Consider the following 18364-nt stretch of genomic DNA (forward strand, 5'->3'; position numbering starts at 1 on the left):
ACGGCGTTCGAAGGGAGCAGGCACGTGGCCGCACCGGGTATCGAGCAGGTCGAGACGGTGCCGGACGTGCGTTCGAAGACCCCGACACTGCGCGGCGACCTGTTCATGCTGGTCCTGGCGATCGTCTCGGTGGTATTGGTCGGCTGGATCACCTTCTTTCCGGTCTCCGGCCGGACCTATCAGACGATCGTGGTCGTCGACTGGACGATCTGCGGGATCTTCCTGCTCGAGTTCCTGTGGCGCTGGCGGCGGGCGGGATGGCCGTGGACGTACCCGTTCATCTACTGGTACGAGGTCCTCGGCATGATCCCGGTGACCAGCCCGATCTTCCGCGGCTTCCGGTTGCTGCGCATCGTGGTGATCCTGATCCGGCTCGGCCGCGTCGCCGACCGGGCGTTGGGCGAGCGGGTCACCGCGACGATCGTGAACCGGTTCGTCGGCACCATCGTCGACGTGATCAAGCGCCCGATGACCGTCGCGATCCTCGACGAGGTCTCCAAGGTGCTGCGCGCCGGCCACTACACCAAGAACATCGCCGCGGCGCTGGAGGAGAACCACGCCGAGGTCGACCAGATGATCGTGGATCTGATCAAGAACGATCCGGCCACCAGCAAACTGCGCTACGTGCCGTTCCACGACGAGATCGTCCGGCTGATCTCGGCCACCGTCTACCGGATGCTGCACGAGCTGCTCGCCGACCCGCGCACCGACGAGTTGGTGGCCGACATGCTCAGGGAGAACCTCGATCAGATCAACGACGCGGTGCGCGCCGGGATCAAGGTGCCGCCGGCGCAGAGAGGGGTGACGCCCGACGAGCACGGCGTGCGCCACCACCTCTCGCAGATCAAGCGTGCCTGAGCTGATCCCGCGGCTGCGCGTACCGCACGGTCTCGAAGATCACCAGCGCCGCGAGCAGCGCGCAGAGCAGGGCGAGCGAGACCAGCGCGGGCAGGTTCGCGGCCACCGGGATCAGCGCGAACAGCAGGGCCGCGACCACGATGCGCGGGATCGTCACCGACGTGGTCGCCGCGTATTTCGCCGCCACCAGGGCGAGCAGGAAGATCGCGGGCCCGCCGTAGAGCGCGCCGAGCGGGATGCCGTAGAGCGCATCGGTGAGCGTGTGGTGCGAGGAATCACCGACGTAGTAGAGGACCTTCTTCAGTCCGAGCGACAGCGCGATGATGCCGGCGATCATCGGGAAATGCCCGTAGGTGTAGCTGTTCTGCGCGATCTTGATCTGGTGTTTGCCCCTGGCATGGGCGAGTGCGTGCTCGATGGAGATGGCCGCGACGTCGAAGTACAGCCACCACAGCAGACCTGACACGGCCAGACCGAGCATCGACCCGACCACGATCGGCCAGGAGATCGGCAGCCCCGCCACCCCGATGCCGATCGAGACGATCGATTCACCGAGCGCGACGATGATGATCAGCCCGTGCCGCTCGGCGAAGTGCTTGGCCGAGTTGATCCGCCAGTCGGTGCCCGCCAGCCAGGTCCAGATCATGTCTCCGGCGATGGCCGCCATCCACAGCGCGATCTGGACGACGCCGTCGGTCATCGCCGCGACGACGAGCAGCGTGGTGCCGAGGGTGATCGAGCCGAGCGCCCAGCGCAGCAACTGTCCGCGCAGCTGCGGGTCCTCCGCGCTGACCACCCAGAAGATCGCGACGTGCACCAGCCGCACCACCAGGTAGGCGATGGCGAAGACCAGCGGCCCGAACCAGCCGCCAGGTAAATCGGTGAACGCCTCGGGAATGGTGAGCGCGGCGATGAACGCGCCACCCATGGCGACGAAGATCGCCACCCTGGTGATGCCCTCGTCGGCCTTGACCACATTGCCGAGCCAGGCGTAGGCGATCCACAACCACCACATCAGCGCGAGCACGAGCCCGGCACGCAGCAGATTCGCCGCGGTCGGGTCGTCGGCGGCGATCGCGGTGACCATGGTGAAGGCGAAGACGATGACGAGGTCGAAGAACAATTCGAGCTGGGTCACCAGGCCGCCTTCGGCGACCTGCTGGAACCGTATCCGTCGGGTACCGATCATGCGCTCATCGTCGCATCGCGCGGCCCCGCTCGCGCGGAAAGACGCTAGCCGACGGCGTAGTCCTCTACCTCTGGAAATCGCTCGGCGAAGTCGATGAAGTTCACCACGCCCTCCTCGTACTGCTTGCGGAGCGTGCGGTTGAACAGGATGCCGGGGACCGGCAGCGGGGTGCCGAGTTCGACGTGTAGGTCCACGTCGGTGCCGTCCGCGCTCTCGAACAGTTCGAAGACGCCGTGTCCCTTGGAGCCGCGGCTGCTGTCGACCACTTCCCACGACACCCGGTTGGGTTCCCAGAAGAACTCGAGGACCTGGGAATCGGAGTCGTTCATGAACTTGGCGGTGACGAAGACTCGGCGTGGTCTGCCGTCGGCGTCGCGAGGGCCGATCCTGACGTCGCTGTAGGTCGGGGACCAAGCGGCTAGGTGATCGACGGCCAGCAGCGCATCCATGACCTGATCGATGGGCGCATCAACGGTGAATCGGATGTCGATCTTCGAGCGCATCTTGTCTATCCTCCGAACCCCCGCAGTCTTTCGAGCCCCGATTGTGCACACCCGTACTAGTGATCGTCAACACGTCTATGGTCTGGACGATTGACCTGGTCAGCTGCGAATGGCCCGCTCAACGGCGGTCTCGATGAGAGCCATGCTCTGTTGCTCGGTGAACAATCCGGGCAGCGTGAGGTGTTCGACGATGAGCCAGTTCAGTGCCAGATACAGCAGCAGTACCGAGTCCTCGTCGCCCGGCTGGCCGGACGCCAGATGGTTGCGGACATTGAAATCCAGGTCGGCGCGCACCCGTTCGGTGAGCACCGCGCGCAGCTCAGGACGGCGGGTCGCTTCGAGCCGCAATTCCAGCAGCGCGAGGTAGGCGGTGCGATGCGATTCGAGCCTGCCGACGATCTCCTTCATCAGCGCGGTGATGTGCTCGACGGTCTTCGGGCCCTCGCTCACCGAGGCCAGCGTCTCCTCGGACGGCTGCACCACCTCGTAGAAGCGGGAGCCCGCCTGGGTGAGCAGGTCGTCGCGGCTGGCGAAGTAGTTGGAGGTGGTGCCCATCGGCACGGACGCCTGTTTGTCCACCGCGCGGAAGGTGAGTCCACGCGCCCCTTCGTTCGCCAGTACCTCGATGGCCGCGTCGAGCAGAGCCTGTCGCCGCTCGGGGTTGGTTCGCACTTGACACCACTCCGTCTGTAGTACTACGTTGAAACCACTTCACTTAGAGTACAACAGCTTAGGCGGTACCCATGCGAAAGCTTGTCTACTACATCGGTGTCTCCCTGGACGGCTACATCGCGGGTCCCGGCGGTGAGGTCGACTTCTATCCCACCCCGCCGGACTATGTGGAGTGGATGTCGGCCGAGTTCCCCGACGCCATTCCCACCCACGTGCGCAGGCATGTCGGCATGGACCCCGATCTGCCCGCCAAGAACTGGGACACCGTGCTGATGGGTCGTGGCACCTATGTGCTACCCGACGAGCACATCGAGAGCCCGTTCGGGCACATGAAGCAGTACGTGGTGTCGTCCTCGCTGGCGCAGGCCGACCATCCCGGCGTCGAGATCGTCGCGGGCGACCCGGCCGCGCTGGTGCGTGAGCTCAAGCGGGCGGACGGACTCGACATCTGGCTGTGTGGCGGCGGCACGCTGGCGAGCCAGCTCATCGACGAGATCGACGAGCTGATCGTCAAGAGCTATCCGATCATCGCCGGCGCCGGTGTCCCTGTCTTCGGCGGTGTCTTCAAACCGACACAATTCGCCGCGACCCGGCGCAAGGAATTCGGCAACGGCGCGCAGGTCACCTGGTTCGAACGGGCCTGATCGGCGCGATGGCGCTTAAGTGACGAGCCTGTGTCGATTCCGCTGGTAGGGGAGGTGGCAGCGAAACCGGTGGACTCGGGCCGGTACGCTTGGTCGCTGATAGCAAGCCTGATTGTCGATCGTGAAGGACCTCGCCGTGGCTCTCGTTGTTCAGAAGTACGGAGGATCCTCGGTGGCCACCGCCGAGCGGATCCGGCGCGTCGCTGAACGGATCGTGGAGACCAAGAAGCAGGGCCACGACGTGGTCGTGGTCTGCTCGGCCATGGGCGACACCACCGACGAACTCCTCGATCTCGCCGAGCAGGTGGCCCCGTCGCCGCCTGCCCGCGAGATGGACATGCTGCTCACCTCCGGTGAGCGCATCTCGAACGCGCTGGTGGCCATGGCGATTCATTCGCTCGGCGCCGAGGCGCGCTCGTTCACCGGGTCGCAGGCCGGGGTGATCACCACCGGCGCGCACGGCAAGGCGAAGATCATCGACGTCACCCCAGGCCGCTTGCAGGAGGCACTGGCCGATGGGCAGATCGTGCTCGTGGCCGGCTTCCAGGGCGTCAGCCAGGACAGCAAGGACGTCACCACGCTGGGGCGCGGTGGTTCCGACACCACCGCCGTCGCGCTGGCCGCGGCGCTCAAAGCCGATGTCTGCGAGATCTATACCGATGTCGACGGCATCTTCAGCGCCGACCCGCGCATCGTCGGTGACGCCCAGAAGCTCGACCAGATCTCCTACGAGGAGATGCTCGAGATGGCGGCGTGCGGCTCGAAGGTGCTGATGCTGCGCTGCGTGGAGTACGCGCGCCGCTACAACGTGCCCGTTCATGTCCGGTCGTCCTACACCGACAAGATCGGCACCACTGTTTTCGGATCGATGGAGGACATTCCCGTGGAGCAGGCAATCCTGACCGGCGTCGCGCACGACCGCAGCGAGGCCAAGGTGACCGTCGTCGCCCTGCCGGACGAGCCGGGCTACGCGGCCAAGGTGTTCCGCGCGGTCGCCGACGCCGAGATCAATATCGACATGGTGCTGCAGAACATCTCCAAGGTCGACACGGGCAAGACCGACATCACCTTCACCCTGCCCAAGACCGACGGCGCCCGCGCGGTCGAGATGCTCACCAAGCGGCAGGACGAGATCGGCTTCGCGCAGGTCCTCTACGACGACCACATCGGCAAGGTCTCGCTGGTCGGTGCGGGCATGAAGTCGCATCCCGGCGTCACCGCCACCTTCTGCGAGGCGCTGGCCAACGCGGGCGTCAACATCGACCTGATCTCCACCTCGGAGATCAGGATCTCGGTGCTGGTGCGCGATACCGAACTGGACGAGGCGGTGCAGGTGCTGCACAAGGCCTTCGATCTCGGCGGCGACGAGGCCGCCGTCGTGCACGGCGGAACGGGGCGATAAGCGATGGGTGTACGAGTAGGCGTCGTCGGCGCGACCGGTCAGGTCGGCGCCGTCATGCGAAAGTTGCTGGAAGAGCGCAACTTCCCGGCCGACGAGGTGCGTTTCTTCGCCTCGGCGCGCTCGGCGGGCAAGACCCTGCCCTGGCGCGGCGGTGAGATCGTGGTGGAGGACACCGAGACCGCCGATCCGTCGGGTCTCGACATCGCGCTGTTCTCCGCCGGTGCCACCATGTCGCGCGTGCAGGCGCCGCGGTTCGCGGCCGCCGGCGTCACCGTGATCGACAACTCCTCGGCCTGGCGCAAGGATCCCGAGGTGCCGTTGGTGGTGTCGGAGGTCAACCCGGAGGCCACCCGCAATCTGCCCAAGGGCATCATCGCCAACCCGAACTGCACCACCATGGCCGCGATGCCGGTGCTCAAGCCGCTGCACGACGTGGCGGGCCTGCAGCGCCTGATCGTGTCGTCGTACCAGGCGGTTTCGGGTTCGGGACTGGCCGGTGTCGAGGAGCTCGCCTCGCAGATCCGCGCGGTGGCCGACGATGCCGAGAAGCTGGTACACGACGGCAGCGCCGTCGAGTTCCCCGCGCCGAACAAGTACGTCGCCCCGATCGCCTTCGACGTGATCCCGCTCGCGGGCTCGCTGGTCGACGACGGCTCCGGTGAGACCGACGAGGATCAGAAGCTGCGCAACGAGAGCCGTAAGATCCTCGGCCTGCCCGATCTGCTGGTCAGCGGCACCTGCGTGCGCGTCCCGGTGTTCACCGGGCACTCGCTGTCGATCAATGCCGAGTTCGCCGAACCGCTTTCGGTGCTGCAAGCCACGGAACTGCTGGCCAAGGCGCCGGGCGTGCGGCTGGTCGACGTGCCGACCCCGCTGGCCGCCGCCGGTCAGGACGACTCGCTGGTCGGCCGCATCCGCCAGGATCCCGGTGTCCCGAACGGTCGCGGCCTCGCCCTGTTCATCTCGGGTGACAACCTGCGTAAGGGTGCCGCGCTCAACACGATTCAGATCGCGGAAGTCCTGCTGGACAACCGCTGATCGACGTTCCCGAACGGGCCGGACCGGGTGGTCCGGCCCGTTTCTCGTGCGCGCCACGACGGCGAAGTGGCGGGTGTTCCGCGACTTCGGCGCATCCGGCTCCGCCGCGCGGGCAGTCCACGGACTAGCGGATGCCCGGCGTGCGCGGGTCGTCGCCGAGGCAGACCAGGATCGCGCATCCGGGCGGGATGCCGGCGAACGGCGCCGCCAGCGGCTGGTTCAGGCAGTCGAAGACCGTGCAACCGGGGTAGGCGCCGGGGCCGATGCCGAAAACGGCGAGCAGGATATTGCTGTCGATCAGCGTGGCCGGATCGAACCGCAGCGGTGGCTCCACATACGGCTGCGCGGTCGGCACCGGAGTATCGGTGATCGCGGCGAACAGCCGTCGGAAGAACTCGTGCGGCAGCTCCTCGGCGTGGGCGAGCACCCCGCTCGGCCCGTGGTCGGTCTCGTTGCCGAAGGTGCCGGTCCACATCACCATCAGATCGAGGCTCGGCATGAAGAACACGTTCTGCAGCCCGAGCCCCGACATGAAATACGTGTCGGGCGGCAGGAAGTCGGGCGATTCGTTGCAGTTCGCGCCCACCCAGAACAGGTAGCCGTAGCAGCTGTTCTGCGGCGACGGGGTGCGGGCCTTGCGCAGGTAGTCGGCCGAGAGCACTTGCTCGGCACCCCACCGGCCCTCGTTCGCGACGAGCAGACCGATCTTGGCGAGATTGTCCGGCGGCAGCATCAGGTGGGCGTAGCCATAGGTGTGCCCGGAACGGTCACGCGCCCAGTAGTAGTCGCTGCTCGCGATGCCGAGCGGATCGAACAGCTCGCGCTGGGCGAACTGCTGCAGCGGCTCGCCGACCGCCAGTTCGATGACGTACGACAGCAGATCGACATTGCGCTGGCTGTAGCTGAACGCGGTGCCGGGCGGGTTGACCAGCTCCACCGCCAGCGCCTGCACCGCGCTGTGCGGGTCGACCGGGATCACCGCGGTGATGCCCTCGCTGAGCACCCCGGTCTTCATCCCGGAGGTCTCGGTGAGCAGGTTCTCCACCGTGATCGCGCGATGCGCCGCGTCACCGAGCCCGGCGGGCAGATAGCGGTCGATCGGCGCTTCGATCGTGAGTTTGCCCTGGTCGGATGCGATTCCGGCGAGCATGGACACCACCGATTTGGTGACGCTCCAGACGTTCCAGGCCACCTTGCCGGTCTCGTCGTTGCGCAGCCCCTCCCCGACGAGACAGTTGTGCCGGAACACCTGCACATTGTGCCGGTTGCGGGTGGCGGCGAACTGCAGTGCCAGTTCGAGCTTCGTCGGGTCGAGGCCGACCTGTTCGGGGCGGGCGCGTTCGAGTTCGCGGCCTGAGGTCACCGCGCAGGTCGTCGACGTGTTCGGCGCCGCGGTGGCTTGCGTGCCGAGAAGGCACCCCGAAACCAATACAGCCGCGCCTGTTCCCGCGAGAAGTCCCCTGATCAGCCCCATGCGGGCGAGCGTAGACCGCGATGTCGTCCGTAACGCGTAAAGCGGGGCCGGGCGACCCCCGATCCATCGGTTTGTTCATCCACCCGCAAAGCCCCGAATCCGGTACACCACCGCGCCACAGATCAGCACGACCGACCCGGCGAGCACCGAAGGCAGCGGCAACGAGAATCCCACCACCACGCAGCCGAGCGCACCGAGCACCGGCACCCAGCGTGGCGGCCTGCCCTCGGCCGCGCTGAGCGTGGCCGCCGACAGGTTGGCGACCAGGTAGTACCCGAGCACGGCGAACGAGGAGAAGCCGATCGCGGTCCGCAGGTCGACGGTGGCCGCGAGCACCGCGACGACGGCACCCACCGCGAGTTCGGCCCGATGCGGCACCGCGTACTTGGGATGTACCGCGGCCAGCGCACGCGGCAGATGCCCGTCCCGCGCCATGGCCAGCGTGGTCCGGGAGACGCCGAGGATCAGCGCGAGCAGTGCGCCTGCGGCGGCGAGCACCGCGCCCGCCCGCACCACCGGCGTCAGCCAGCTCGCGCCCGCCGCGGTGACCACCTGTGCCAGTGGATCGCGTGCCGCCGCCAGTCCGCCGGAGCCGATGGCCAGCAGCGCGGCCACGGCGACGAGGGTGTATACCGCCAGCGCGGTGGCCAGTGCCAGCATGATCGCGCGCGGGATGGTTCGCTGCGGATCGCGCACCTCCTCGCCGAGGGTGGCGATGCGCGCGTAGCCGGCGAACGCGAAGAACAGCAGTCCCGCCGCCTGCAGCACGCCGTACGGACCGATCTCCCCGTCGAGAACGGTGGCCGCCGAACGATCCCCGCCGATCCCGGCGACGACCACCGCGGTGAGCACCAGCAGCACCGTCGCGACGATCACTCGTGTTGCCAGCGCCGACTTCTGCACCCCCACGTAGTTGATCGCGGTCACCGCGACGACCGTCCCCACGGCCACCGCGTGCGCCTGGTCCGGCCACGCGTAGCTGCCGACGGTCAGCGCCATGGCCGCGCACGACGCGGTCTTGCCGATCACGAACCCCCATCCGGCCAGGTATCCCCAGGATTCCCCGAGCCGCTCCCGTCCATACACATACGTCCCACCCGACACCGGGTACAGAGCCGCGAGCCGCGCCGACGACATGGCGTTGCAGTAGGCCAGCACCGCCGCCACCGCGAGCGCGAGCAACAACCACGACCCGGCCACCCCTGCCGCGGGTCCGAGCGCCGCGAACACGCCCGCCCCCACCATCGCGCCGAGCCCGATCACCACCGAGTCCCGGAGCCCGAGTCCACGCCACAGCGGCGCGTCAGATGTCATGGGCTCATCGTCGGCTATCGCGCCGCGTTCGGCGAGCCGGGAACGGCAAACGCCGCCAGGTCGATGAGGGAGACCTGGCGGCGTTCGAGTCGAAGGGCCGCCGTATCGGCGGCCCGTTCCTGGTGTCGACGCCCCACAAGCGCCTCTCGGCGAGTGGTCGCTCGTAGCGACAAAGGGGTGAGGCCCGGGGCTGTTCGGACGCCGACAGTGGTGTTCAACCGGCGTACCCACCGACCTATTCCGCGTGCCGAGTGTGATCCACGCAACCTGTTGGATTTAATCGTTTTCTTGACTGATTCAAATCTGAGCGGCAAGGTGGAGTTCGTGCACACCGAGGAGATGGACGCTCGTCAACTGCTGCGGCGGGCCGGGATGCGGGTCACCGCGCCACGGCTCGCGGTGCTGAACGCGGTAGCCGCGCGACCACACGCCGACGCGGACACGATCGCGGGTGCTGCCAGGGCGGCGCTCGGGGCCGTGTCGACGCAGGCCGTGTACGACGTGCTCAACGCCTGCGTGCGGGCGGGCATCCTGCGCCGGATCGAACCGGCGGGCTCGCCTGCCAGATATGAGACCAGGATCGGGGACAATCATCATCACCTGGTGTGCCGAAGTTGTGGGGCGGTCGTCGACACCGAGTGTGCCGTCGGCGTAGCGCCCTGTCTGCAGCCCGCGGACGATCACGGTTTCGCGATCGATGAGGCCGAGGTCGTGTTCTGGGGGCTGTGTCCCGACTGCCGAAATCAGGAGGACGCGAAATGACCGAGCCGACTACCACGAACACCGGCAACGCCGTCGAGAGCGACGACGAATCACTCACCGCGGGAACCCAGGGTCCGGTGCTGCTGCACGACCACTACCTGATCGAGAAGCTCGCCCAGTTCAACCGCGAACGGGTCCCGGAGCGCATCGTCCACGCGAAGGGCTCCGGCGCCTACGGCGAACTGGTGGTGACCGGCGACGTCAGCCGCTACACCAAGGCCAAGCTGTTCCAGCCGGGCGCGCGCACCGAGTCCCTGGTCCGCTTCTCCACCGTCGCCGGTGAACAGGGCAGCCCCGACACCTGGCGTGACCCGCGCGGTTTCGCGGTGAAGTTCTACACCGAGGACGGCAACTACGACCTCGTCGGCAACAACACCCCGATCTTTTTCATCAAGGACGCGATGAAGTTCCCCGACTTCATCCGCTCGCAGAAGCGCCTGCCCGGCAGCGGCCTGCGCGATCACAACATGCAGTGGGACTTCTGGACGCTGCGGCCGGAATCGGCCCACCAGGTGACCTGGCTGATGGGTGACCGCGGCCTGCCGAAGACCTACCGCCACATGGACGGCTTCGGCTCACACACCTACCAGTGGATCAATGCCGACGGCGAGCGGTTCTGGGTGAAATACCATTTCAAGACCGATCAGGGCATCGAGTTCCTCACCCAGGCCGAGGCCGACACCCTCGCCGGTTCCGACCCCGACCACCACCGCAAGGACCTCTGGGACGCGATCGAGCGCGGCGATTTCCCGAGCTGGACGCTGAAGGTCCAGATCATGCCGGTCGCCGAGGCGCAGGGCTACCGCTTCAACCCGTTCGACCTCACCAAGGTCTGGTCGCAGCGCGACTACCCGCTGATCGAGGTCGGAAAGTGGACACTGAACCGCAATCCGGGCAACTTCTTCGTCGATATCGAGCAGGCCGCGTTCGAGCCGTCGAACATCGTCCCCGGCATCGGCTTCTCCCCGGACAAGATGCTGCTCGGCCGCGTCTTCGCCTACGCCGACGCGCACCGCTACCGGATCGGCACCAACTACGCCCAGCTGCCGCCGAACCAGGCCAGGGCCGCCGAGGTCAACTCCTACTCGAAGGAGGGCGCCATGCGGTACCACTACAACCCGGCGGACGTGCCGGTGTACGCGCCGAACTCGTTCGGTGGACCGCACGCCGACCCGACGCGGGCCGGTGACGGTGGGTTGTGGGAGTTCGACCCGTCGATGGTGCGGGCGGGCTATGTGGAGCACGCCGAGGACGGTGACTTCACCCAGGCGGGCACGCTGGTACGTGAGGTGCTCGATGACGCGGCCAGGCAGCGGCTGGTCGACAATATCGTCGGCCACGTCAGGGCCGGTGTCACCGAGCCGGTGCTGAGCCGGGTGTTCGAGTACTGGCGCAATGTCGATCCGGAAATCGGCAAGCGGGTGGAAGAGGGCGTCCGCGCGGACTAGCCCTCGACAAGTGAACGAGGCAGGTACGCCGGAGAGCGTGCCTGCCTCTTGTCGTATCTCAGAAGTTGCTGAACCAGTACAGCAGCGTGGCCAGCACCCAGACGATCACTGTCTCCATCGTCGTTCTCCATCTTGTCGGTACTTCCATCATCGCTGATATATCGCCCCGAGCCGACAAGTTGTTCTTAAGAAGCTCTAGAGACGCGCGTCGCATTCTTATGTCGGACACCGGAACAACCGGGTCCGACCGGTCTCGAGGGGTGATCAGTCGGACCCGGCGGTGCAGACCAGAAGGTGGCTCTTCCAGACGCTGAAGACGCACTGCCGACGGTAACCACACCGACGGACTGGGCCAGTTCGTTCCACACGTGTCGCGGGGTATGTCGACCGGGCCGGTCGAACCAGAGTTGGGCGGCCCGGTCGTTTTGCGTTTCGCCGAATCGCGGGTAAGGGTTGAGTAGTGGCCGAGATCGCCGAGCACCGGGACGCGCTGGATCGCGCGGAGGCCCGCCTACGCGCGGAGTTCGCGACCGTGTTCGAACTGGACACCATCCACCGCTTTCTGTACTCGTCCTACGACGACTTCGCCGCGCGGGCGAGCGTGACGCTCTATCTGCCGCTGCTGGCGGAGCGGTTCGGCAGGCAGCGGCTGCACGCGCTGGCCAAGGTGGAGGGGAAGGTTGCCAGGCCGCGCCCGACGGTCCTGTTCCTGTGCACCCACAACGCGGGCCGCTCGCAGATGGCGCTCGGATACTTCGAGGAGCTGGCGCTGGATCGCGCGGTGGCCTGGTCGGGCGGATCGGATCCAGGCGGTCGGCTCAATCCGGCCGCGGTGGCGGCGATGTCCGAACTCGGCATCGACATCTCGCGCGAGTACCCGAAACCGTGGACCGACGAGATCATCAGGGCCGCCGACGTGATCATCACGATGGGCTGCGGCGACACCTGTCCGGTCGTGCCCGGCGTGCGCTACCAGGAATGGATCATCGACGACCCGGCCGGGCTGGACCTGGCGCAGGTGCGGCCCATCCGCGACGATATCGGCCGCCGGGTGGCAGGCCTGCTCACCGAACTCGGCTTCCCGGTCGGCGATCCCGCAGATATGCCACCCAGCTGCGGTACTCCGTGATGTCGGTGCCGGCGACGGCGGCGTCGTAGCCGCAGGCGAAGCCGGTCACCGAGCGGCCGTCGGACAGGTCGACGCTGGTCAGCGCCATCGGTGGGGGAAGTTCGGCGAGGAAGCGGCCGAGTCCGCCGGGGGAGAGGAGGAACAGTTCGCCGCTGATCGGGGCGCCGCGGCCGTCGCCGTGGCGTACCAGGCCGGGTTTGGGCGGGGTGGTGTCGAGGGCGGTCAGCCGGTAGGCGTCGGTGGTGGTGATCTCCCCGGCGAAGCGGGCGCCGAGCCGCTCCAGCTGCCAGTGCAGCGGTTGGCCGCGCAGGTGGGCGCCGAAAACCGCGAGTGGCACACCGGTGTCGACGAGCAGCGGCGGGTCGGTGCGGGTCAGCAGGGCGGCCAGGTCGACGGCGAGCTGGTCGGCGAAGGCGGGGACCACCACCATCACACCGAACGGGCGGCCGTCGGTGGTCGGGCTGCCGGGGACGGCGACGGCGGCCAGGTCGAGCAGATTGCAGAAGTTGGTGTAGGTGCCGAGACGGCGGTTGATCCCGAGCGGGTCGGCGGTCACCTCGGCGATCGAAGGGTGTTCGGTGGTGGTCGGCAGCAGCAGTCCGTCGTAGCCGCCGAGCAGGGCGGTGGCGGCGGTGCGTGCGGTGGCCAGGGTGTCGAGATCGGCGGCGAACGCGTGGGCGTCGAGGTGCTGTGCCGCGCCGATGATCCCGGCGACGGTCGGATCGAGGCCGGGCGTCGCCTTGTCGACGAACTCGCCGACGGCCGCGTACCGCTCGGCGACGATGGCACCGTCGTAGAGCAGGCGGGCGGCCGCGAGCAGCGGGGAGATGTCCACCTCGGTGATGTCGATGCCCCGCGCGCGCAGCGTGGCGACGGTGTCGGTGAAGGCCTGGTGGTAGGGCGCGCTCAGGGCGATGAGGTCGGCGGCGCGTGGGATGGCGAGTTTCGGCTCGTTGGCCGCGGCAAGGCGCACGTCGCTCGGCCAGCCGCGGCTGCGCGGGTCGCGCTGGTCGGGGCCCGCCATCACCCGCGCCGCGGTGACGGCAGGCGCGAGGTCGGTGGCGAATACCGTCACCGCGTCGTAGTCGGCACACGCGGGGACGACACCGTGCGCGGGAATCACCCCGAGTGTCGCCTTGATACCGACGATGCCGTGCAGCGCCGCGGGCACCCGGCCCGAACCTGCGGTGTCGGTGCCGATCGCGAGGTCGGCGATGCCGAGCGCGACAGCTACCGCCGAGCCGGAACTCGAACCGCCGGAGATCAATTCGGGATGATGGGCGTTGCGTACCGCGCCGTACGGGCTGCGCGTGCCGACCAGGCCGGTGGCGAACTGGTCGAGGTTCGTCTTGCCGAGCACCAGCGCGCCCCGCTCGACCAGCCGGGCCACCGCGGCCGCGGTTTCAGTTGCCGGATAGGCGAATTCGGGGCAGGCCGCGGTGGTCGGCAGGCCCGCGACGTCGACATTGTCCTTCACCGCGACGAGCAGGCCAGCCAGCGGCAGATCGGCGCCGTCGGCCAGACGGCGCTCCAGTTCGACTGCCTCGCTGTGGAGTTCGTCGTGCGGACGCAGGGTGATCCAGACCTCGGGACGGTCTACCTCGGCGATCCGCGCGTAGGCGGCGGCGACTCTGGCGGTGGGGGTGAGCACGGCGTTCTCCTCAATCGCTCATCGACATGGCCGCGACAGCCCGCGCGATGCGTTCCAGCACCACATCGAGCGAATCTCCGATGTGGGCGTGCAGTAGCCGCCGCGCCGCGTCGAGATCGTCGGCGAGCACGGCGTCCAGGATCCCGAGATGCTCGCTGATCGTGGTCTCGATGCGGTTGTTGATCATGAAGTCGTACATGCGGACATGCCGGATCCGGGAGTTCACCGCGACCAGCGCGCGCACCATCTCGGCATTGCCCGCCGCGGTCAGCAGCGTGACGTGGAATTCCTCGTCGACCACCACGAACCCCGGTTCCTGCGCGGGTGGGTCGGCGCGCAGGGCCAGCCAGCGCTCCCGCTCGGTCCGTAACAGCCGCTCGTCGTGGCGCAGGCGCGGGTCGGCGGCCACCCGGCTCATGCCGCCGAGTTCGAGGGTGAGCCGGAGTTCGTACAGATCGCGCACCCTGGCCACGCTCGGCCGCACCGGACTGAAACCGTACTCCTCCCGGTGCAGCAGGCCGTCCGAGCACAGCATGGTGAGTGCCTCGCGCACCGGCGTGCGGGAGATGCCGAACCTGCTCGACAGTTTCGGTTCGGTGAGTCGTTCGCCGAACCGGATACCGCCGTTCATCAGCTCGTCCCGCAGTGTCTCGTACACGACGTCGCGCAGCGGCCGGACCGGCCCGTCCTCCGGTGCGTCCACCCTTGTCGACATGGGTGTATACGCTATCGATTCGGAATTTCTATCAAGTGACAGAAAGTAAGCGTCAGGTTATCGGGTGCTCACAGCGCCGGGTCTCACCGAAGCCGGATCGGCGTGGAGAGCGTTTATCAACGCCATCCGAACAGTGGGGAACCGCGGGCGACACAGTCCGCGCGCACGCTAGTCGATGAGCCATTCGCCGGGCTCCCGCTCCGCTCACCCGGAAGGGCATCCCATGTCCGACACCGCAGCCATCCTGGCCCTCATCCTCGGTCTGCTCTCGGTCATCGCCGTCACCGTCTGGTGGCCGAACCCCCTCGACCGCGAAGAAACCCCCGGAGAATACGAGGAGCCCCTGACCAGTGGACTGGTCAGGGGCTCTTCTGTGTCTCAACCAACACGTCGGGGTGACAGGATTTGAACCTGCGACCTCTTCGTCCCGAACGAAGCGCGCTACCAAGCTGCGCCACACCCCGTGAGGCGAACCTGAAGTAGCTTACAACGAGGTGGTGGGAATCGTTAAACCGGCTGGTCAGAGTGGTTCAGTCGAGGGCTCGGATGGAGCTGAAGATGCGTTTGGCCTCGGTCGCGTCGATGGCGTCGGGGACGCCGGTGTCGGCGATCATGACCATGACGAAGCTGCCTTCCTTCGCACCATCGAAGGCGTAGGCGTAGACGGAGTAGGTCGAGCCGCAGCCGGGTTCTGGATCGGCGATAGCGCCGGTGGTCTCGGTGAACATGCCGCTGGTCTTGCCGTCGATGGAGGTCAGCGGCTCGGCAGGGCCGGGCGTGCCGGTGGAGCCCCGGTAACCGAGGGCGGCCGCCTTCTTGCCGAGCTCCGCGCCCGCGACGGCGTGGTCGGCCTGCTTCGAGCCGGTGAGCAGGGACATCGTGCGGGTGGAGCCGGGGCAATAGTCTTCGCCGTGGGTGGCGAAGCCCTTGCCGACCACGGCGTCACCGCTGGTAAGTCCGCCGACGCCGCCGATCGTGGTCTCGGCCGCGACGTCCCAGCCGGGTGGCACGTCGTAGGCCGCGCCGCGGTCCGGCGAGGCCACCACCTGGTAGCCCTTGATGACGGGCGTGCGGCCTGCCGCGGCGCCGGTCGGGGCGGGCGTGGAGGTGCTCGGTTTCGCGGTCGCCGACGGTGGCGGCACGGTGGTGGTGAGCGCGCTGACCATCGAGGGAGTCGGTCCGCTCGCGGTGGACGCGCCGCCGCGAGTCAGGGCGAACGCGGTGATCCCGCCTGCCAGGACAACGGCCGCCGCGCCGACCGCGATCCAGACCACTGTCTTGTTCCCGGATTTCGGCGCCGGCCGGTATCCATACGACTGTCCACCGAACTGCTCCAGGGGTGGGACCTCGCCGTACTGCTGCCCGCCGAGCACCGTCGGATCTGACGGGCTCCAGTTCGGCCCCTGGTTCGCTTGTCCCGCAACGGGATTCCACGGATTCGGGCCGGGCATCGCGGCAGCCCTGCCATCCCATCGTGGCGCCCCCGCAGGTACACCCCACCCGGCCTGAGGGGTTTCCCAAGGCGACTGATTCCCGGCCCGCGTACCGGCCCATTCGGGTTGGCTTGCACTGAGTGAGGCAGGACTGGCCCACCCAGGGCCTGCCGACGAACTTCGGTGAGCACCGGCCTGGTAGGCGTTGGGCTTGGTGGGCGCACCGGCCGCGTTCGCTCCTGGCCGCGGAGCAGGGTCGTCGACCCGCGTCGCGGCACCTGGGTCGGTACCCCAGTCCTGTGGGCCCGCCGGTGCCCACGATGTCGGATCGGTAAGATCTGGCGGCGGGCCGGAACCGTCCCAGCTCGAGGTGGGTGAGAGGCCGGTGCCGCCGGGCATCCAGCCGGCAGATGGGTCCGGTTGTTGTTGTGCCGCAGTGGGATAACGCTGCTGATTCGGCGCACCGAACACGGCCGGATCGGTGCGCCGGTCGTCGGATCCACTGCCCACGGTCGTTCCCCTACTGACTGTTGTCGTTGCGGGGCGCAACCCTAGCGGGCGACGGCCTCCGACGCCGAGATGCCGTGACCGGTGTCGGCCGCGGGCCGCTTCGGCGGGGCGCCGACGAGGGTGAGCAGGGTGGCTTCCGGGCGGCAGCAGAAGCGGTAGGGCGCCCACGGGGAGGTGCCGATGCCCGCCGACACGTGCAACTGGGTGTGCTCGCCCCACTTGGACGCGCCCTTCACCCGCGACCTGTCGATGCCGCAGTTGGTCACCAGCGCGCCGTACCCGGGGACGACGAGCTGTCCGCCGTGCGTGTGGCCTGCCAGCACCAGGTCGTAGCCGTCCGCGGCGAACCGATCGAGGACCCGGGGCTCCGGCGAATGGGTCACGCCGATGCTGAGTTGGGCCAGCTGGTTCGGCGCGCCCGCCACCGTGTCGTAGCGATCACGCTGCAGGTGCGGGTCGTCGACGCCGGCGCTGGCGATGCGGATACCCGCCACCTCGAGGTCGCGGCGCGTGTGCGTCAGGTCGAGCCAGCCGCGCTCGGTGAACGCCGCGCGCAGATCCTGCCAGGGCAGCGGATCACCGTAAACGCGGCGATGATCCTTGTTGAAATACTTCAGCGGATTCTTCGGCACCGGCGCGAAATAGTCGTTGGAACCGAACACGAACAGGCCGGGGCGGGCCAGCAGCGCGCCGAGCGATTGCACGACGGCGGGCACGGCCTTCGGGTGGGAAAGATTGTCGCCGGTATTCACGACCAGGTCGGGTTCGAGCCGGTCGAGTTCGCGCAGCCACTGCTGTTTGAGCTGCTGACCCGGCATCATGTGCAGGTCGCTGACGTGCAGAATGCGCAGCGTGGGCGAGCCGGGCGCGAGCACCGGCATGGTCGCCTCACGCAGGACGAACGCGTTCCGTTCGATCAGCGTGGCGTATCCGATACCGGCGACAGCGGCCCCGGCGGCTCCCAACGCGGTTCGGCGGACAGCGGACGTCGAGATAACGGGCATTTGCCCAGCATAGGCGACCCCATCCCGGAACGTCGCGTGTGTTTCCGCACAAACGGTCCGAATTTCTTCCGGGATGAAAATGTGATGAGTCCCCGCAGGCCGAGCGGCTAGCGTGAACCGCATGTCGGAACTGAAATCGCAACTGCGCGCGGATATGACCGCCGCCATGAAAGCCAAGGACACCCTGCGCCTGTCGACCCTGCGGATGCTGCTCGCCGCGATCCAGAACGCCGAGGTGTCGGGAGCGCAGGCGAAGGAGCTCTCCGATGCCGAGGTCGTCGCCGTGCTGCAGAAGGAAGCCAAGAAGCGCAACGAGGCGGCCGTGGTCTACGAGCAGAACGGTCGTGGCGAGCTGGCCGCGAACGAGCGGGCCGAAGAGGACATCATCGAGCACTACCTCCCGACCCAGCTCACCGAGGCCGAGGTGGCGCAGGTCGCCGACACCGCGATCGCCCAGGTGGCGGAGGCGATCGGCGAGCGGCCGGGGATGAAGCAGATGGGCCAGGTGATGAAGGCCGCGACCGCGCTGGCCGAGGGCAAGGCCGACGGCGCGCGGCTGTCGGCGGCGGTCAAAGCCCGGCTCTGACCAGGAGATGGAGAAAAGGGCCTGTCGTCCGG

17 protein-coding genes and 1 tRNA gene are annotated in these 18364 nt (G+C 67.8%); 8 read left to right on the plus strand and 10 right to left on the minus strand.

The window, feature by feature from the left end:
* The first annotated feature begins 24 nt into the window (after positions 1 to 24).
* The gene (locus ACFOW8_RS04715; RefSeq protein ID WP_378545946.1) at positions 25 to 858 is read left to right on the plus strand and encodes an ion transporter; all 834 of its coding nucleotides are present in this window, start codon (positions 25 to 27) and stop codon (positions 856 to 858) included.
* On the opposite strand, the gene ACFOW8_RS04720 is transcribed toward ACFOW8_RS04715, so the two are convergent.
* From ACFOW8_RS04720 to ACFOW8_RS04730, 3 genes are all read right to left on the minus strand, one after another.
* The gene (locus ACFOW8_RS04720) at positions 845 to 2047 is read right to left on the minus strand and encodes a low temperature requirement protein A (protein ID WP_378545949.1); all 1203 of its coding nucleotides are present in this window, start codon (positions 2045 to 2047) and stop codon (positions 845 to 847) included. The genes ACFOW8_RS04715 and ACFOW8_RS04720 overlap by 14 nt on opposite strands.
* A 44-nt stretch (positions 2048 to 2091) precedes the next feature.
* Positions 2092 to 2550, minus strand: a complete 459-nt coding sequence (locus ACFOW8_RS04725) for an SRPBCC family protein (RefSeq protein WP_378545952.1) — start codon at positions 2548 to 2550, stop codon at positions 2092 to 2094.
* Between the two features lie 99 nt (positions 2551 to 2649).
* Complete coding sequence (locus ACFOW8_RS04730; protein WP_378545955.1) at positions 2650 to 3222, minus strand: TetR/AcrR family transcriptional regulator; 573 nt, start codon at positions 3220 to 3222, stop codon at positions 2650 to 2652.
* Positions 3223 to 3293: 71 nt separating this feature from the next.
* Between ACFOW8_RS04730 and ACFOW8_RS04735 the strand changes: the two genes are divergently transcribed.
* From ACFOW8_RS04735 to ACFOW8_RS04745, 3 genes are all read left to right on the plus strand, one after another.
* Positions 3294 to 3866 (plus strand): dihydrofolate reductase family protein, encoded by a 573-nt coding sequence (locus ACFOW8_RS04735; RefSeq protein WP_378545958.1) that lies wholly within the window; start codon positions 3294 to 3296, stop codon positions 3864 to 3866.
* A gap of 136 nt (positions 3867 to 4002) precedes the next feature.
* Positions 4003 to 5268 carry an aspartate kinase gene (locus tag ACFOW8_RS04740; RefSeq protein ID WP_378545961.1) on the plus strand — a complete coding sequence of 422 codons (1266 nt, stop codon included), beginning with the start codon at positions 4003 to 4005 and terminating at the stop codon, positions 5266 to 5268.
* A gap of 3 nt (positions 5269 to 5271) precedes the next feature.
* Positions 5272 to 6306, plus strand: a complete 1035-nt coding sequence (locus ACFOW8_RS04745) for an aspartate-semialdehyde dehydrogenase (RefSeq protein ID WP_378545964.1) — start codon at positions 5272 to 5274, stop codon at positions 6304 to 6306.
* Between the two features lie 124 nt (positions 6307 to 6430).
* On the opposite strand, the gene ACFOW8_RS04750 is transcribed toward ACFOW8_RS04745, so the two are convergent.
* Both ACFOW8_RS04750 and ACFOW8_RS04755 read right to left on the minus strand, forming a co-directional pair.
* Positions 6431 to 7669, minus strand: a complete 1239-nt coding sequence (locus tag ACFOW8_RS04750) for a serine hydrolase domain-containing protein (protein WP_449289754.1) — start codon at positions 7667 to 7669, stop codon at positions 6431 to 6433.
* Between the two features lie 186 nt (positions 7670 to 7855).
* Positions 7856 to 9094 carry an APC family permease gene (locus ACFOW8_RS04755; protein ID WP_378545969.1) on the minus strand — a complete coding sequence of 413 codons (1239 nt, stop codon included), beginning with the start codon at positions 9092 to 9094 and terminating at the stop codon, positions 7856 to 7858.
* Between the two features lie 339 nt (positions 9095 to 9433).
* Here ACFOW8_RS04755 and ACFOW8_RS04760 point away from each other — a divergent pair, with 339 nt between their 5' ends.
* From ACFOW8_RS04760 to ACFOW8_RS04770, 3 genes are all read left to right on the plus strand, one after another.
* Complete coding sequence (locus tag ACFOW8_RS04760) at positions 9434 to 9856, plus strand: Fur family transcriptional regulator (RefSeq protein ID WP_378548475.1); 423 nt, start codon at positions 9434 to 9436, stop codon at positions 9854 to 9856.
* Positions 9853 to 11304: a catalase gene (locus ACFOW8_RS04765; RefSeq protein ID WP_378545972.1), complete on the plus strand. Its 1452-nt coding sequence runs from the start codon at positions 9853 to 9855 to the stop codon at positions 11302 to 11304. Before ACFOW8_RS04760 ends, ACFOW8_RS04765 begins: the two co-directional genes overlap by 4 nt.
* Positions 11305 to 11764: 460 nt before the next feature.
* On the plus strand, positions 11765 to 12433 hold the full coding sequence (locus ACFOW8_RS04770) for an arsenate reductase ArsC (protein ID WP_378545974.1): 669 nt from the start codon (positions 11765 to 11767) through the stop codon (positions 12431 to 12433).
* Here ACFOW8_RS04770 and atzF read toward each other — a convergent pair.
* From atzF to ACFOW8_RS04795, 5 genes are all read right to left on the minus strand, one after another.
* Entirely contained in the window at positions 12369 to 14084 is a 1716-nt protein-coding gene (gene atzF / locus ACFOW8_RS04775; RefSeq protein WP_378545977.1) for an allophanate hydrolase, read from the minus strand. The two genes, ACFOW8_RS04770 and atzF, sit on opposite strands and share 65 nt — an antisense overlap.
* 10 nt (positions 14085 to 14094) lie before the next feature.
* Entirely contained in the window at positions 14095 to 14799 is a 705-nt protein-coding gene (locus tag ACFOW8_RS04780; RefSeq protein WP_378545980.1) for a GntR family transcriptional regulator, read from the minus strand.
* A gap of 390 nt (positions 14800 to 15189) precedes the next feature.
* Positions 15190 to 15263, minus strand: a tRNA-Pro gene (locus tag ACFOW8_RS04785).
* Between the two features lie 66 nt (positions 15264 to 15329).
* Positions 15330 to 16250, minus strand: coding sequence for a hypothetical protein (locus ACFOW8_RS04790; RefSeq protein ID WP_378545983.1), 921 nt, complete (start codon positions 16248 to 16250; stop codon positions 15330 to 15332).
* A 533-nt stretch (positions 16251 to 16783) separates the two neighbouring features.
* Positions 16784 to 17746 carry a metallophosphoesterase gene (locus ACFOW8_RS04795; protein WP_378545986.1) on the minus strand — a complete coding sequence of 321 codons (963 nt, stop codon included), beginning with the start codon at positions 17744 to 17746 and terminating at the stop codon, positions 16784 to 16786.
* 121 nt (positions 17747 to 17867) lie between these two features.
* On the opposite strand from ACFOW8_RS04795, the gene ACFOW8_RS04800 reads away from it, so the two are divergent.
* Positions 17868 to 18332 (plus strand): GatB/YqeY domain-containing protein, encoded by a 465-nt coding sequence (locus ACFOW8_RS04800; RefSeq protein WP_378545988.1) that lies wholly within the window; start codon positions 17868 to 17870, stop codon positions 18330 to 18332.
* Positions 18333 to 18364: the final 32 nt, after the last annotated feature.

The sequence above is a fragment of the Nocardia rhizosphaerae genome (genome assembly GCF_042650365.1).
Lineage (GTDB): Bacteria > Actinomycetota > Actinomycetes > Mycobacteriales > Mycobacteriaceae > Nocardia > Nocardia rhizosphaerae.

Bases quoted from the DNA above. Each gene is read 5' to 3' on its own strand.
- ACFOW8_RS04720 (WP_378545949.1), bottom strand. From the start codon at position 2,047: ATGATCGGTACCCGACGGATACGGTTCCAGCAGGTCGCCGAAGGCGGC.
- ACFOW8_RS04725 (WP_378545952.1), bottom strand. From the start codon at position 2,550: ATGCGCTCGAAGATCGACATCCGATTCACCGTTGATGCGCCCATCGAT.
- ACFOW8_RS04765 (WP_378545972.1), top strand. From the start codon at position 9,853: ATGACCGAGCCGACTACCACGAACACCGGCAACGCCGTCGAGAGCGAC.
- ACFOW8_RS04795 (WP_378545986.1), bottom strand. From the start codon at position 17,746: ATGCCCGTTATCTCGACGTCCGCTGTCCGCCGAACCGCGTTGGGAGCC.
- ACFOW8_RS04745 (WP_378545964.1), top strand. From the start codon at position 5,272: ATGGGTGTACGAGTAGGCGTCGTCGGCGCGACCGGTCAGGTCGGCGCC.
- ACFOW8_RS04790 (WP_378545983.1), bottom strand. From the start codon at position 16,250: ATGCCCGGCCCGAATCCGTGGAATCCCGTTGCGGGACAAGCGAACCAG.
- ACFOW8_RS04735 (WP_378545958.1), top strand. From the start codon at position 3,294: ATGCGAAAGCTTGTCTACTACATCGGTGTCTCCCTGGACGGCTACATC.
- ACFOW8_RS04760 (WP_378548475.1), top strand. From the start codon at position 9,434: ATGGACGCTCGTCAACTGCTGCGGCGGGCCGGGATGCGGGTCACCGCG.
- ACFOW8_RS04755 (WP_378545969.1), bottom strand. From the start codon at position 9,094: ATGACATCTGACGCGCCGCTGTGGCGTGGACTCGGGCTCCGGGACTCG.
- ACFOW8_RS04800 (WP_378545988.1), top strand. From the start codon at position 17,868: ATGTCGGAACTGAAATCGCAACTGCGCGCGGATATGACCGCCGCCATG.
- ACFOW8_RS04780 (WP_378545980.1), bottom strand. From the start codon at position 14,799: ATGTCGACAAGGGTGGACGCACCGGAGGACGGGCCGGTCCGGCCGCTG.